The 14,184-nt window shown below is 71.3% G+C and carries 14 protein-coding genes; 5 read left to right on the top strand and 9 right to left on the bottom strand.

Annotation, left to right across the window (positions count from 1 at the left end):
- Positions 1–69 precede the first annotated feature (69 nt).
- Positions 70–2,298, bottom strand: coding sequence for a polyribonucleotide nucleotidyltransferase (locus tag HMPREF0063_RS04660; protein ID WP_040320099.1), 2,229 nt, complete (start codon positions 2,296–2,298; stop codon positions 70–72).
- A 275-nt stretch (positions 2,299–2,573) separates the two neighbouring features.
- Positions 2,574–2,864: a 30S ribosomal protein S15 gene (gene rpsO / locus HMPREF0063_RS04655; protein ID WP_007077500.1), complete on the bottom strand. Its 291-nt coding sequence runs from the start codon at positions 2,862–2,864 to the stop codon at positions 2,574–2,576.
- A 150-nt stretch (positions 2,865–3,014) separates the two neighbouring features.
- On the opposite strand from rpsO, the gene HMPREF0063_RS04650 reads away from it, so the two are divergent.
- Together HMPREF0063_RS04650 and HMPREF0063_RS04645 are read left to right on the top strand one after the other, a co-directional pair.
- Positions 3,015–3,875: an SGNH/GDSL hydrolase family protein gene (locus HMPREF0063_RS04650; RefSeq protein WP_007077499.1), complete on the top strand. Its 861-nt coding sequence runs from the start codon at positions 3,015–3,017 to the stop codon at positions 3,873–3,875.
- Positions 3,876–4,156: 281 nt separating this feature from the next.
- Entirely contained in the window at positions 4,157–4,351 is a 195-nt protein-coding gene (locus tag HMPREF0063_RS04645) for a hypothetical protein (RefSeq protein ID WP_040320098.1), read from the top strand.
- 69 nt (positions 4,352–4,420) lie between these two features.
- On the opposite strand, the gene HMPREF0063_RS04640 is transcribed toward HMPREF0063_RS04645, so the two are convergent.
- Positions 4,421–5,383 (bottom strand): bifunctional riboflavin kinase/FAD synthetase, encoded by a 963-nt coding sequence (locus tag HMPREF0063_RS04640; RefSeq protein WP_156794039.1) that lies wholly within the window; start codon positions 5,381–5,383, stop codon positions 4,421–4,423.
- A gap of 97 nt (positions 5,384–5,480) precedes the next feature.
- Here HMPREF0063_RS04640 and HMPREF0063_RS04635 point away from each other — a divergent pair, with 97 nt between their 5' ends.
- The 3 genes from HMPREF0063_RS04635 to HMPREF0063_RS04625 are packed head-to-tail and all read left to right on the top strand — an operon-like array spanning position 5,481 to position 7,867.
- Complete coding sequence (locus tag HMPREF0063_RS04635; protein ID WP_156794038.1) at positions 5,481–5,789, top strand: hypothetical protein; 309 nt, start codon at positions 5,481–5,483, stop codon at positions 5,787–5,789.
- A 9-nt stretch (positions 5,790–5,798) separates the two neighbouring features.
- On the top strand, positions 5,799–7,211 hold the full coding sequence (locus HMPREF0063_RS04630) for a sensor histidine kinase (protein ID WP_007077495.1): 1,413 nt from the start codon (positions 5,799–5,801) through the stop codon (positions 7,209–7,211).
- Complete coding sequence (locus tag HMPREF0063_RS04625) at positions 7,208–7,867, top strand: response regulator transcription factor (protein ID WP_007077494.1); 660 nt, start codon at positions 7,208–7,210, stop codon at positions 7,865–7,867. The genes HMPREF0063_RS04630 and HMPREF0063_RS04625 overlap by 4 nt, the downstream gene beginning before the upstream one ends.
- 7 nt (positions 7,868–7,874) lie before the next feature.
- On the opposite strand, the gene HMPREF0063_RS04620 is transcribed toward HMPREF0063_RS04625, so the two are convergent.
- The 6 genes from HMPREF0063_RS04620 to infB form a co-directional block, all read right to left on the bottom strand.
- Positions 7,875–8,729: a serine/threonine-protein kinase gene (locus HMPREF0063_RS04620; protein WP_007077493.1), complete on the bottom strand. Its 855-nt coding sequence runs from the start codon at positions 8,727–8,729 to the stop codon at positions 7,875–7,877.
- Positions 8,726–9,109 (bottom strand): hypothetical protein, encoded by a 384-nt coding sequence (locus HMPREF0063_RS04615; RefSeq protein WP_007077492.1) that lies wholly within the window; start codon positions 9,107–9,109, stop codon positions 8,726–8,728. Before HMPREF0063_RS04615 ends, HMPREF0063_RS04620 begins: the two co-directional genes overlap by 4 nt.
- 84 nt (positions 9,110–9,193) lie before the next feature.
- Positions 9,194–10,444 (bottom strand): phospholipase D-like domain-containing protein, encoded by a 1,251-nt coding sequence (locus tag HMPREF0063_RS04610; protein WP_007077491.1) that lies wholly within the window; start codon positions 10,442–10,444, stop codon positions 9,194–9,196.
- Between the two features lie 127 nt (positions 10,445–10,571).
- A complete protein-coding gene (gene truB / locus HMPREF0063_RS04605; protein ID WP_007077490.1) occupies positions 10,572–11,453 on the bottom strand; it encodes a tRNA pseudouridine(55) synthase TruB in 882 nt (293 codons plus the stop codon).
- Positions 11,450–11,923, bottom strand: a complete 474-nt coding sequence (gene rbfA, locus HMPREF0063_RS04600; RefSeq protein ID WP_007077489.1) for a 30S ribosome-binding factor RbfA — start codon at positions 11,921–11,923, stop codon at positions 11,450–11,452. Before rbfA ends, truB begins: the two co-directional genes overlap by 4 nt.
- 2 nt (positions 11,924–11,925) lie before the next feature.
- A partial coding sequence (gene infB, locus HMPREF0063_RS04595) for a translation initiation factor IF-2 (protein ID WP_040320097.1) occupies positions 11,926–14,184 on the bottom strand: 2,259 nt, incomplete at its 5' end.

Here is a 14,184-nt window from a genome sequence, read left to right as displayed (position 1 = left end):
CGACGTCGTCCGCCCCCGGGGATCCCCGGGGGCGGACGACTCGGGCCACCATCGGCGGCACGGGGTGGGTCAGGCGTCGGCGGTCTCGGTCGCCGGCTCCTCGGAGCTCTCGGACACCGGAACCAGCGAGATCTTGCCGCGGTCGCCGAGCTCGGCGATCTCGACCTGGATCTTCTGGCCGACCGACACGACGTCCTCGACGTTGTTGACGCGCTGGCCGCCGTTGAGGTCGCGCAGCTTGCTGATGTGCAGCAGGCCGTCCTTGCCCGGGGACAGGGAGATGAACGCGCCGAAGTCGACTACCTTGACCACGGTGCCGAGGTAGCGCTCGCCGACCTCGGGCATCGTCGGGTTGGCGATCGCGTTGATCGCGGCCCGGGCGGCCTCGGCAGCGTCGCCGTTGTCGGCGCCCACGTAGACGGTGCCGTCGTCGTCGATCGAGATCTTCGCGCCGGTGTCGTCCTGCAGCTGGTTGATGACCTTGCCCTTCGGGCCGATCACCTCGCCGATCTTGTCGACCGGGATCTTGATCGTGATGATCCGCGGCGCGTAGGGGCTCATCTCGTCCGGCTCGTCGATGGCCTGCGCCATGACGTCCAGGATCGTGAGACGGGCACCCTTGGCCTGGTTCAGCGCGCCGGCCAGCACGTCGGCGGGGATGCCGTCGAGCTTGGTGTCGAGCTGCAGGGCGGTGATGAATTCCGGCGTGCCGGCGACCTTGAAGTCCATGTCGCCGAACGCGTCCTCGGCACCCAGGATGTCGGTCAGGGTGACGTACTCGGTCCGACCGTCGACCTCACCGGAGATCAGGCCCATCGCGATGCCCGCCACCGGCGCGCGCAGCGGCACACCGGCGTTGAGCAGTCCCAGCGTCGACGCGCAGACCGAGCCCATCGACGTCGAGCCGTTGGAGCTGAGCGCCTCCGAGACCTGACGGATGGCGTAGGGGAACTCCTCGCGCGTCGGCAGCACGGGCAGCAGCGCACGGCCCGCGAGCGCGCCGTGACCGATCTCGCGACGCTTCGGCGAGCCGACCCGGCCGGTCTCACCGGTGGAGAACGGCGGGAAGTTGTAGTTGTGCATGTAACGACGCTTGGTCTCGGGGCTCAGCGTGTCGAGCTTCTGCTCCAGGTCGAGCATGTTGAGCGTGGTCACGCCCAGGATCTGGGTCTCGCCACGCTGGAACAGCGCCGAGCCGTGGACGCGCGGGATGACGCTGACCTCGGCGGAGAGCTCGCGGATGTCGGCCAGGCCGCGTCCGTCGATGCGGACCTTGTCACGCAGCACCCGGTCACGGACGAGGGACTTGGTGAGCGAGCGCAGCGCGGCGCCCAGCTCCTTCTCGCGACCCTCGAACCGCTCTCCGAGCTGCTCGACGACGTTCGCCTTGATCTCGGACTCCCGCTCCTCGCGGTCGGCCTTGTGCAGGATGGTGAGCGCCTGGGCGAGGTCACCGGAGGCCACCTCGGCCACCGCGTCGAACGCGTCGTCCTCGTAGTCGAGGAAGATCGGGAAGTCCTTGACCGGCTTGGCCGCAGCGGCGGCGAGCTCGGACTGGGCCTCGCACATCTGGCGGATGGCGACCTTGGCGGCCTCGAGGCCACCGGCCACGACCTCCTCGGTCGGCGCCTGGACGCCGGACTGGACGAGGTCCCACGTGGCCTCGGTCGACTCCGCCTCGACCATCATGATCGCGACGTCGCTGGAACCGTCGGCCTGGGCCGCGATTCGACCCGCGACGACCATGTCGAACACGGCCTCCTCGAGCTGGCTGTGCGACGGGAACGCGACCCACTGGCCGTCGATCAGTGCGACGCGGGTGGCGCCGACCGGCCCGGTGAACGGCAGGCCCGAGATCTGCGTCGACGCCGACGCGGCGTTGATGGCCAGCACGTCGTACGGGGTGTCGGGGTTGAGCGCCATCACGTTGATGACGACCTGGACCTCGTTGCGCAGGCCCTTCTTGAAGGTCGGGCGCAGCGGACGGTCGATCAGGCGGCAGGTGAGGATCGCGTCCTCGCTGGGGCGGCCCTCGCGACGGAAGAACGAACCGGGGATGCGACCCGCGGCGTACATGCGCTCCTCGACGTCGATCGTGAGCGGGAAGAAGTCGAGGAACTCCTTCGGGTGGCGGCCGGCCGTGGTGGCCGACAGCAGCATGGTGTCGTCGTCGAGGTACGCCGACACCGAGCCGGCGGCCTGCTGGGCGAGCACGCCGGTCTCGAACCGGACGGTGCGGGTGCCGAAGCGACCGTTGTCGATCACGGTCTCGACGGTGTGGAGGGTGGATTCCGTCATGGAGATCCCTTCCGCAGGCGGGTGCCTGCTCATCGGATGAGGACGAGGCACACCGGCTGGCGATCGCGTCCCGAAGGGGCTCGCCGGTCATCGATCGAGGCCTGCGGGGCCCGCCTGTGCGGGGCCCGAGGGCCACTACCGAGGACCGAGCTGTGCGTCGTGCCGGGGTGTCTCGTCCGTGGTGGGTGGTGCTGTGGAGTTGGGGTGGTGCGGGTGGTGCGGGTGGTGCTGTGACGACGGGCGGCCACTCGTGGGAGTGACCGCCCGTCGGGGGTTCAGCGGCGCAGACCGAGGCGCTCGATCAGCGAGCGGTAGCGCTCGATGTCGGCCTTCTGCAGGTAGTTGAGCAGCCGGCGGCGCTGGCCGACGAGCAGCAGCAGACCACGACGGCTGTGGTGGTCGTGCTTGTGCTCCTGCAGGTGCCCGGTCAGGTGGGCGATGCGGCCGGTGAGGACCGCGATCTGCACCTCGGGGGACCCGGTGTCGCCCTCGTGGGTGGCGTACTGGGCGATGATCTCGGCCTTGGGCACGTCTGCGACGGTGGGCGCGGCAGTCTTCTTCGACATGGGTCTCCTGGGAGGTGAGGTTGCACGGCGCGCCCGGGCCTGTTCACCGGGGCACTCTGGATCCGTGGCCGTTGCACGGCACCGCTCAGGGTATCAGCGCCGGGCGTGCCGGGACGAATCGAGGTTGTCGCCGGGGGCTAGCCTCCCCCCATGGTGACCGCACGGGTGGCACGGGCCCTGACCGCGACGGCGGTGGCCGTCGCGCTGGCCTCCTGCTCCACTGCCGATCCTTCCGCCGACGCCGGCGCCGCAGCCGCCCCGGTGCCCACCGCGGCGACGGCCGGGCCGGCGGCCGGGTTCGTGGCCCTGGGCGACTCCTTCACGGCGGGCCCGGGCATCGGTCTGCTGCAGGTGGAGAGCGGCTTCTGCCAACGGTCGCAGGAGAGCTGGCCGCAGCTCCTGGCCGGGCAGCTCGGCCGCGACGTCGTCGACCTCAGCTGCGCGGGTGCCACGAGCGGCGACCTGGAGAGCACCGTGGCCGGAGGTGCCCTGGGCCCGTCCACCGATCTGGTCACCGTCGGCGCGGGCGGCAACGACGGCGGACTGTTCCTCGCCCTGCTGCGAGCCTGCAGCCGCGATCGCAGCGACTGCCGATCCTTCGTCGAGCAGCGGGCCCCCGAGATCCTCGACCGGACCGCCGACGACCTGGCCACTCTCCTCGCCTCGATCCGCGAGGCCGCCCCGGCGGCCGACGTACTGCTGGTCGGGTACCTGCGCATCCTGCCGGACGCCGGCACGTGCGCGGCCGTGGGCATCGGCGCCGACAACGCCGATGCGGTGCGCACGGCCGAGGAGGCCCTGGACCGGACCCTCACCGAGGCCGCACGGGACGCGGGGGTCACCTACGTGCCGGTGCGCGAGGCGAGCCGCGGTCACGACGCCTGCGCCGGGGACGAGGCATGGACCAACGGCATCCGGGCGGCCGACGGTGACGGCATCACCTTCCATCCACGCCGGGTCGGGATGGCGGCCGTGGCCGACCTGGTCGCGAGCGCGGTCTCACCTCGGTAGGCGGCACCGGAAGACGGCTCCTTTCTGATGTGATCACCATCACATCGATCAGCCGTCACAGGCAGCCGCTTGCGGAGGTCCTCCACGAAGTAGTCGAAGCGGACTGCATTCGACACCACACAGGAGCATCATGCGCACACACCCGGGGAGATCAATCCCCAGCTCAATCTGGCTGACGCCTGCCTTGGTGGCGCCACTCACGGCGACGCCCGTGCCCGCTGCACGAGCTGAGGCGTCGGATGAGATCGCTTTCGCCGCTTCATTGGATGGATGGGCGTGTCATGTTGACCCGGCGCCGAAGTGAGATCGCCTTCGTGCTTGCAGTCGTCGTGGCCGGGGGCCTGGTGAGCTTCTTCGTCGTCAGCGACGACGCTGGCGTCTGGACCACCATGACGATCTCGGTCGTGTGCTTCGTCGTGGCCTCAGTCGGCGTCTCGGCGATCCGGAAGAAGCCTGCCCGCGGCAAGGAGCCGTAGACCGACCGTCTCCGTGATCGTCCGCAGTGGGTTGCTCCGCCGGACCCCGCCCCCTCGTCGGGGCACCGCTCACTGGACGCCGAGGGCTCGTCGGGCGTCGTCGACGTCGGCCGCCATCTGCTCGAGCAGGGCGTCGAGTCCGTCGTAGCGTTCCATCGCCCGCAACCGGAGGACGAACTCGACGACGACGTGCTCGCCGTAGAGGTCGAGGTCGTGGCGGGCCGACCCGTCGGACGCCATGACGTACGACTCGACCCGCCGCTCGGTGCCGTCGAAGGTGGGGTTCGTGCCGACCGACACGGCGGCCGGCAGACGCTCCCCGGACGCCCGGACGAACCAGCCGGCGTACACGCCGTCGGCGGGGACGGCCTCACCGTCAACCACGGGCACGTTGGCCGTCGGGTAGCCGATCTCGCGGCCCCGCTGGTCACCGCGGACGACCTCGCCCTCCACCGCGAAAGGTCGCCCGAGCACGTCGGCGGCGCCGGTGACGTCACCGGTGGCGACCAGCCGCCGGACCAGGGTCGAGGAGTGGTCCTCGTCGCCGCCGTCCAGGGCGAGCCCCTCGGCCACGAAGTCGTGCTCCTCGCCGAGCCGCTGCAGCAGGGCGACGTCGCCGGCCGCCCGGTGCCCGAAGCGGAAGTTCTCGCCCACCACCACGGCAGCAGCGTGCAGGTCGTCGACGAGGACCCGGCGCACGAACTCCTCGGGACTCCAGGCCGCCATCGCGTGGTCGAAGGCGAGCACCCGGACCTCGTCGGCGCCGGCGTCCCGCAGGAGCCGGACCCGCCGGGTCAGGCTGGTCAGGCGCACCGGCGCGCGCTCCGGCGCGAACACCTGGACCGGATGGGGATCGAACGTCACGGCGACCACCGTGGGGACCGGTGGTGCCAGGGCTGCGGCGAGCTCGCGGCAGCGGTCCACCACGTGCCGATGGCCCCGGTGCACGCCGTCGAAGTTGCCGATCGTGACCACGCTCCGACCACTGACCGGACCGAGGTCCGCTCCGCCTGCGTCACGCCACGTCGCCACGGGGGAACTGTGCCACACCGCCGGGCCCGCCGAACCATGAGAGGGCTCTCATCGTCGTCTCATGTCGCTGCCATGCGCGATGCGGCACAGTGGATCCGTGCGCGCACCCCTCCGAGTCCTTCCTGCAGCCCTCGTGCTGGTGGGGTTCGTGCTGGTCGTGCTCGTGGTCGGACGCATGGCCGCCACGGCCGGACCGGATCCCGCCGAGATCACCCCCATCACGATCACCCCGGCCCCGGCCGAGCCCGCCGAGCCCGCTCCTGCACCACCGCCGCCCCCCGAACCTGCACCCGAGGCGCAGCCACCGACCGGCGGGGATCCCCAGCGGATCGACTCCCCTCCCCGCGACATCGACGACGACGACGACTTCGACGACGACGATGACGACGATGATGATGACGACTGACGGGCGCCGATGACCCGCAACCTGTCGGTCCGCAGTCGCATCACCGCGGCCGTGGCCGTCCTCACGGGCGCGTCGCTGCTGGTGGTGGGGGTGACGCTGTGGTTCGTCGAGACCGAACGGATCGAGCGGACGTCCACCCAGGCGGTCCTGCAGGAGGTCGCCGAGTTCCGGACCTTCACCGGCAGCACCGACGCCACGACCCGACCCGCCCCGACCTCGGCCGACGACGCCGTGCGCGACTTCCTCGCACGGAACTCGCCCGACGCCCGCGAGATGCTGTGGATCTTCCCCTCGACGGGCACCCCGCAGTACGCCGGTGAACCCGATCGGCGGCTGCAGCGGTCACCGCAGTTCGTCGACCTGGTCGGGACGTTGCGCTCGGACGGGGGGTTGGAGGTGCTGCGCGTCGACGGCAACGACTACGTGGTCGCGGTGCAGCCGATCTCCGACGGAGCGACGACGGCGGCGTTCGTGGTCAGCCACGACCTCACCGCGGCGAGGGCCGACCTGCGCGAGCTGCTGGTGACCTACGGCCTGCTCGCGGCCCTGTCGTTGCTGGCGATCACCGCTGTCGCGTCCTGGTCGGCCGGCCGTCTGCTCAGCCCGCTCCACCGCCTCCGGGCCACGGCACAGGGCATCACGGGCGGCGACCTGCAGGGACGTCTGGTCGTGACGGGACAGGACGACATCGCAGAGCTCCAGCGCACCTTCAACGACATGCTCGACCGGGTCGAGGCCGCCTTCGGGGCCCAAAGGCAGCTGCTCGACGACGCCGGTCACGAGCTCCGGACCCCCCTGACGATCCTGCGGGGCCACCTGGAGGTGCTGGACGCGGCCGATCCCGGTGACGTGGACGCGACCCGGACCCTGTTGCTGGACGAGATCGACCGGATGTCCCGACTGGTCGAGGACCTGATGATGCTCGCCAAGTCCCGTCGTCCCGACTTCGTCAGCCCGCGTCCGACCGAGGTGGAGCCCCTCACCCGCGGCATCCTCGACCGGGCCACCGGCCTGGGCGACCGTGACTGGGTGCTCGACGCCGCTGCCCCCCTCACCACCGAGCTCGACGGCCAACGGATCGTCCAGGCGATGGTCCAGCTGGCCGGCAACGCGGTCCGGCACACCGCGCCCGGCGAGGTGGTCGCGGTGGGGTCCCGCGTGCACCAGGGTCGGCTCGAGCTGTGGGTGCGCGACACCGGCACCGGCGTCGACCCGGCCGTCAGGGACCACCTGTTCGACCGGTTCGTCCGTGGGGTCGACGACGACACCGGCTTCGGTCTGGGCCTGTCGATCGTCCGGGCGATCGCCGTCGCCCACGGCGGCGACGTGGTCCTCGACGACGAGGTGCCCGGCGGCGGGGCGACCTTCCGGCTACGGTTGCCGGTGGTCCGGGTGGACCCCGAACCGGAGGACCTGTCGTGAACCGGATCCTGATCGTCGAGGACGAGGAGCGCATCGCCTCCTTCGTCGCCAAGGGTCTGCGCGCGCACGGGTTCACCCCCACCGTCGTCGCCGACGGCATCACGGGGATCGACTACGCCGTCAGCGGCGAGTTCGACCTCGTCGTCCTCGACATCGGACTTCCCGGCGCCGACGGGTTCGAGGTCCTGGAGCGTCTGCGACGCGAGCGGCCGGGGTTGCCGGTCATCGTGCTGACCGCCCGGGACTCGGTCACCGACACCGTCGCTGCGCTCGAGGGAGGGGCCGCCGACTACATGTCCAAGCCGTTCCGATTCGACGAGCTGCTCGCGCGGGTACGGCTGCGGCTGCGGGTCGCGTCCGAGCCGGCCGCCGACGACGCCGTGGAGGTCGGCGACGTCCGCCTCGACCTGCGCACGCGGCGCACCACCGTCGCGGGCCGGGAGGTCGACCTCTCGGCACGGGAGTTCACCCTGGCCGAGGTCCTCATGCGCCACCGCGGCCAGGTGCTGTCGCGCGAACAGCTGTTGTCCCAGGTCTGGGGGTACGACTTCGACCCGGGGTCCAACGTCGTGGACGTGTATGTCGGCTACCTGCGCAAGAAGCTCGGGGCCGACCTCGTCAGCACCGTGCGAGGGGTCGGCTACCGGGTGGACTGACCGCGGCCTAGCGCAGCGAGAACCCGCCGAGCCGGGCGGTCGGCAGCGCCTCGAGGACCCGTTCGAACGCCTCGGCGACCTCGACCGGGTGCGGCCGGTCGGCGGCGAGCGGCGACAGGCACCTGTCGAGGATGTCCGCGACCGGGCCCGGCACGTGCGGGGGCAGGGCGCGGCGGGGCTGGTCCAGCTGCGCCCAGCGTGGCTCGCTCGGCCACGCCCGGCGCCCGGCGGCGGCGCGGAACATCGTGGTGCCGAAGCCCCAGACGTCGCTGGCGGGTCCGACCACGCCCAGCTCGCCCGGTCTGCACTGTTCGGGAGCCATGTACTGGTCGCTGCCCGCCGGGTGCGACAGGGCAGCAGCGGTCGGCAGGTCGACGGCGATGCCGAGGTCGAGCAGCTGGGCCGGCGCGCCGGCGACGACGTTGCTGGGCTTGATGTCGAGGTGGACGACGCCCTCGTGACGCAGGTACACCAGGGTGGCGGCCAGCTCGATGCCGACGGGCACCAGCTGGTGGACCGGGAGTGCACCGTCGCGACCGATCAGGTCGGACAGGGTGGGCCCGTCGATGTGCTGCAGCAGGAGGTAGGGGCGGTGGGCGTCGACGTCGGCGTCGAGCAGCCGCACGATGCCCGGGTGTCGCAGGCGTTCCAGCAACGCCGCCTCCCGGCGCATCTGGTCGCGGGTGACGGCGGAGTCACGCTCCGTCCGCAGCACCTTGGCGACCACGACGCAGTGCCGACGCTCGTCGAACGCCAACCACACCTCGTGGTCCACCCCGCCACCGAGCGACGACACGGCCGCGAGACCGGGGGCGATCATGTCGCCCCCGGTCAGCACGGTCGTGTCGGGTCCGTCGGTCACTGGCTGTCGGCCGACGCGGCGCTCGGCGCCGACGGGGCGCTGGCGGCGCTCGGAGCCGACGGCGCGCTCTGCGGCGTCTGGAAGGACGGGGCGCTCGGGGCCGACGGCGCACTGGGTGCGGACTGGACACTGGGCGCCGACTGGACCGTGGGCGCGGAGACGACGCTCACGCCGGTGTTGCGGGTGTCCAGGTCCCCGTCACGGTCGCGGTCACGGTCGGTGTCGTCGTCCTCGACGGTCACGACGGACGACGACGAGTCCTCCCGCTTGACGGCGGGGTCGACGGACGAGTCGGCATTCGCGGCGATCGCCACGCCGGCTCCGCCGACCACCACCACGGCGGCCAGGGTCACGAGTCCAGTCTTCAGGGGCAGGTTCATGGTTCCTCCTCGATCGGTTGATGACTCGACTCTCCTGCGCTCAGGTGAGTCGTCCATGAGCCGATCGTGAGAGGACTCTCATGCTCAGAGCAGCGGCCGCAGGGGTCGCAGGATCAGTTCGCAGACCCGGGCCACCAGGTGGCGACGCTCCCACTCGGCGCGGGTCAGCTCTCGCGCCTGCGGTGGGCGGGTGTCGTTGTCGAACACCGCCTCCAAGTGCGCGGCGAGTCCGGGATCGATGATCTCGAGATTGATCTCGTAGTTGCCGGTCAGGCTCAGCCGGTCAATGTTCGCCGTGCCCACGGTGCTCCACCGGCCGTCGATCGTCGCGGTCTTGGCATGCACCATCCAGTCCTGGTACAGCAGGATCCGCACGCCGCCCGCCAGGAGACTGCCGTAGAACCCGCGGGACAACCAGTCGGCCACGACGTGGTTGGAGACCTCCGGCATCAGGATGCGGACGTCCACCCCGCGGCGCGCGGCGTCCAGCAGTCCCTGCAGGATGTCGTGGTCCGGGATGAAGTACGCCGCGGTGATGTAGATGTGGTGCTGGGCCCGGTCGATCGCCTCCAGGTACATGCCGCGGATGGGGTACATCAGCTGTCCGGGCGTGTTGCGGTGGGCTCGCACGTGCGGGTCCCAGCTGGCGGTGCCGATCTGGTGCAGCCGTCGCAGCGACCCGCCCCGCAGGTTCCAGAAGTCGACGAAGGCGTTGTCGAGGTCCCACACCGCAGGGCCGGTCACCCGCAGGTGGGTGTCGCGCCAGTCGGTCGCGTAGAGGTCGCCGATGTTGTAGCCGCCCACGTACCCCACGGTCCCGTCGACGACCAGGATCTTGCGGTGGTCCCGACCGAGTCGGCGCGGGTTGAACACCTGGAGCCCGGCCGCCCAGACCGGGTAGCGCAACACCTGGATGGGGGCCGGGAACCTGAGGAACGACGGTGACACGACGAGGTTGGCGAAGCCGTCGTAGATCACGTGCACGTCGACGCCGCGCCCCGCGGCCCGGACGAGCGCGTCCTTGAACCGTTGACCGGTCGCATCGGCCTTGAGGATGTAGGTCTCGAGCAGGACCCGCTCCGACGCGGCGTCGATCGCCGCGAGCATGTCCTCGAACAGCTCGGCCCCGTCGGTGAAGGTCGCGATCTGCGACCCGGCGACCGGGACCGCCCGTACGGGCGTCCGCCGGAACGGCTCGGCGGCCCGCTTGCCGCGCAGCAGCTTGCGGATCTTGGTGGTCGACATCAGCCCCACCACCACGACCACCACGGCCACCAGCCACGTACGGGCGGCCCGCCAGGCGATGGCACGCGGGGACGGGGGGCGGATTCTCATGGTGCGCCCACCCTAGTCATCCCGACCCGTCCGTCGGGCGGTGGATTCGCGACCGATACAGCCGTCTTTCGGTCGCGGTGACACCGACGGGCCCATTCGGTCGCAGATCCACCGCCCCGGATCGGGGTCAGACGAACACGGCGACCGGGCGGGCGTCGTCGCCGGCCTGCTCGTACAGCGCGAGGAACCGGCCGTCCGGCGCGAACAATGCCACGGGTCCCGCCGACGGGAGCGTCGTGTCCGGCAGCGCGCGACCGAACCCGACATGCCGGGCCGCCTCCTCGTCGAGGTCGACCGCGTCGAACGTGGCGCGGGCCACCTCGTCCAGGGGGACCACCGAGAACTGCACGGCGAGCTGGTCGAGCGTCGCTGCGACGCCCAGCCCGAAGGCGCCGACCCGCGTGCGTCGCAACACGGTCAGGTGGCCACCGACGCCCAGGGCATCGCCCACGTCGCGGGCGAGGGCACGCACGTACGTGCCGCTGGAACACGTCACGCGGACGTCGACGTCCACGAAGCCGTGGTCGACGCGCACCTGCTCGGCCACGAGCTCCGCGACCGTGACGCGGCGAGCCTTCAGCTCCACCTGCTCCCCGGCGCGCACCCGTGCATACGACCGCTGACCGTCGACCTTGATCGCCGACACCGAGGACGGCACCTGGTCGATCTCGCCCCGCAGCGGGACCAGGGCGGCCTCGACCTGCTCGGCAGTCAGGTGCGAGGCGTCGGTGGTCGACGTCACCTCACCCTCGGCGTCGTCGGTCGTGGTCGCCGCGCCCAGCCGCACGGTTGCCAGGTACTCCTTGTCGGCCAGCTGCAGGTGCCCGAGCAACCGGGTCGCCCGCTCGATCCCCAGCACGAGGACCCCCGTGGCCATCGGGTCCAGCGTGCCGGCGTGCCCGACCTTGCGCGTGCCGGCCAGCCGGCGCACCCGGCCCACGACGTCGTGCGAGGTCCAGCCGGACGGCTTGTCGACCACCACCACGCCGCCGCGGGGCGGTGCGGTCACGGACGCCCCGGGCCGTCGGTCTCGTCGCCGTCGGACTCGCCGTCGGACTCCTCGCCGTCCGAGGTGCGGTACGGGTCGGGCTCCCCGGCGTAGGTCGCCCCGACCGCCTGAGCGGCGACCGCCTCGTCCTGCTCGCGGGCCCGGTTGAGGAGGTCCTCGATCTGCCGCGCGGTCTCCGGCACGGCGTCCAGGAAGAACTCCAGGGACGGCGTGTGGCGGATGCCGAGCTGCTTGCCGACCTCCTTGCGGAGCACGCCGTTGGCGCTGGCCAGGGCTGCCGCGGTGCGGTCGATGTCGGCCTGGTCGCCCAGCACGGTGTAGAAGATCGACGCGTGCTGGTTGTCACCGGTGAGCCGGACGTCGGTGATCGTGACGAAGCCGAGCCGCGGATCCTTGATCCGCCGCTCGAGCATCTCCGCCACGACCACCTTGATCCGGTCGGCGATCTGGTGGTGCCGAGGGCCGGGCACGACTAGGCCCGCTTCTTCTCACGCAGCTCGAAGGTCTCCACGACGTCACCGATCTTGATGTCGCCGTAGCCCCGCAGCACCAGACCGCACTCGAAGCCCTCACGGACCTCGCTGACGTCATCCTTCTCCCGCCGGAGGCTGGAGAAGTCCAGGTTGTCGGCCACGACCGAGCCGTCACGCAGCAGGCGAGCCTTGGCGTTGCGCTTGATGGTGCCGCTGGTGACCATGCAACCGGCGATGTTGCCGATCTTGGACGACCGGAAGATGTCGCGGATCTCGGCCGTGCCGAGCTGGTGCTCCTCGAACTCCGGCTTGAGCATGCCCTTGAGGGCGGACTCGATCTCCTCGATCGCCTGGTAGATGACCGAGTAGTACTTGATCTCGACACCCTCGCGGTCGGCGACCTCGGTCGCCTTGCCCTGGGGCCGGACGTTGAAGCCGATGATCACGGCGTTGGACGCCGCAGCCAGCATCACGTTGGTCTCGGTGATCGCACCGACACCGCGGTCGATGATCCGCAGGGCGACGTCGTCGCCGACCTCGATCTGCGACAGCGCGTCCTCCAGCGCCTCGACCGAACCGGAGCCGTCACCCTTCAGGATGAGCAGCAGCTCGTCGGTCTCGCCCTTCTCCATGGAGGACATGAAGTCCTCCAGGGTCCGGCGACCGGTGCGCTGGGCCAGCAGCGCGTTGCGCTCGCGCGCCTCACGCTTCTCGGCGATCTGACGCGCCAGACGGTCGTCGGCCACGACCATGAAGTTGTCGCCGGCGCCGGGCACCGCGGTGAGACCGAGCACGAGAGCCGGCCGCGAGGGCGTGGCCTCCTCGATGTTCTCGCCGAACTCGTCGAGCATGGCGCGGACGCGGCCGAACGCCGGTCCGGCCACGATCGAGTCGCCGACCCGCAGCGTGCCGCGGTGCACCAGCACCGTGGCGACCGGACCGCGACCGCGGTCGAGGTGGGCCTCGATGACCAGACCCTCGGCGTTCTGCTCCGGGTTGGCCCGCAGGTCCAGGGACGCGTCCGCGGTGAGGACCACGGCCTCCAGCAGGGCGTCCAGGTTGAGACCGGCCAGGGCCGAGACGTCGACGAACATCGTGTCGCCGCCGTACTCCTCGGGCACGAGTCCGTACTCGGTGAGCTGGCCGCGTGCCTTGGTCGGATCGGCGTCGGGCTTGTCGATCTTGTTGACCGCGACCACGATCGGCACCCCGGCGGCCTTGGCGTGGTTGAGCGCCTCGACCGTCTGGGGCATCACGCCGTCGTCGGCCGCGACCACGAGGATCGCGATGTCGGTGGCCTGGGCACCACGAGCACGCATGGCGGTGAACGCCTCGTGACCCGGGGTGTCGATGAGGGTGATGGCCCGGTCGACGCCGTCGACCTCGGTCCGCACCTGGTAGGCACCGATCGTCTGGGTGATGCCGCCGGCCTCCTTGGCCACCACGTTGCTGCTGCGCAGGGCATCCAGCAGCTTGGTCTTGCCGTGGTCGACGTGACCCATGACGGTGACGACCGGGGGGCGGGCCTCGAGGTCCTCGTCGTCGCCCTCGTTCTCACCGAACTCCAGCGAGAAGGACTCCAGCAGCTCGCGGTCCTCGTCCTCCGGGGAGATGACCTCGACCTGGTAGTTGAGCTCCTCGCCCAGCAGCAGCAAGGTCTCGTCGTTGGCCGACTGCGTCGCGGTGACCACCTCGCCGAGGTGGAACAGCACCTCGACGAGCGACGCGGCGTCGACGCCGATCTTCTCGGCGAAGTCGCTCAGCGACGACCCGCGGGTGAGGCGGACGGTCTCGCCGCCGCCCTTGCGGACCCGCACGCCGCCGATCGCCGGCGCCTGCATCTGGTCGAATTCCTGGCGCTTCGCGCGCTTGCTCTTGCGACCGCGACGCACCGGGCCACCGGCGCGACCGAAGGCACCCTGGGTGCCACCACGGTTGTTGCGGTTGGCAGGTCCGCCACCCGGACGACCGGCGAACCCGCCGCCACCGCCCGGGGCGCCCCCGGGACGGCCGGCGAACCCGCCGCCACCGCCCGGACGACCACCGGGACCACCGGTGCCGCCGCCGGGGCGACCGCCGGGACCACCGGCGCGGCCGCCGGGACCCGGACGACCGCCGGGACCGGGACGCGTGGACGGACCGGACAGGCCCGACTGCTTGGGCATCATCGCCGGGTTAGGACGCGGCATGCCGGGTCGAGCCGGCGGAGCGGCACCGTCGCGGGCGGCCGGCGGCCGCGGTGCGCGGTCGGCCTGCAT

The organism is Aeromicrobium marinum DSM 15272, assembly GCF_000160775.2.
Taxonomy (GTDB): domain Bacteria; phylum Actinomycetota; class Actinomycetes; order Propionibacteriales; family Nocardioidaceae; genus Aeromicrobium; species Aeromicrobium marinum.
Note: the sequence above shows the minus strand (reverse complement) of the source record. Positions and strands in the feature narration are given on the sequence as shown.

Excerpts from the sequence above, each read along its gene's own strand:
- HMPREF0063_RS04660 (WP_040320099.1), bottom strand. The coding sequence starts at position 2,298 with ATGACGGAATCCACCCTCCACACCGTCGAGACCGTGATCGACAACGGT.
- rpsO (WP_007077500.1), bottom strand. The coding sequence starts at position 2,864 with ATGTCGAAGAAGACTGCCGCGCCCACCGTCGCAGACGTGCCCAAGGCC.
- HMPREF0063_RS04650 (WP_007077499.1), top strand. The coding sequence starts at position 3,015 with ATGGTGACCGCACGGGTGGCACGGGCCCTGACCGCGACGGCGGTGGCC.
- HMPREF0063_RS04645 (WP_040320098.1), top strand. The coding sequence starts at position 4,157 with ATGTTGACCCGGCGCCGAAGTGAGATCGCCTTCGTGCTTGCAGTCGTC.
- HMPREF0063_RS04630 (WP_007077495.1), top strand. The coding sequence starts at position 5,799 with ATGACCCGCAACCTGTCGGTCCGCAGTCGCATCACCGCGGCCGTGGCC.
- HMPREF0063_RS04615 (WP_007077492.1), bottom strand. The coding sequence starts at position 9,109 with ATGAACCTGCCCCTGAAGACTGGACTCGTGACCCTGGCCGCCGTGGTG.
- HMPREF0063_RS04610 (WP_007077491.1), bottom strand. The coding sequence starts at position 10,444 with ATGAGAATCCGCCCCCCGTCCCCGCGTGCCATCGCCTGGCGGGCCGCC.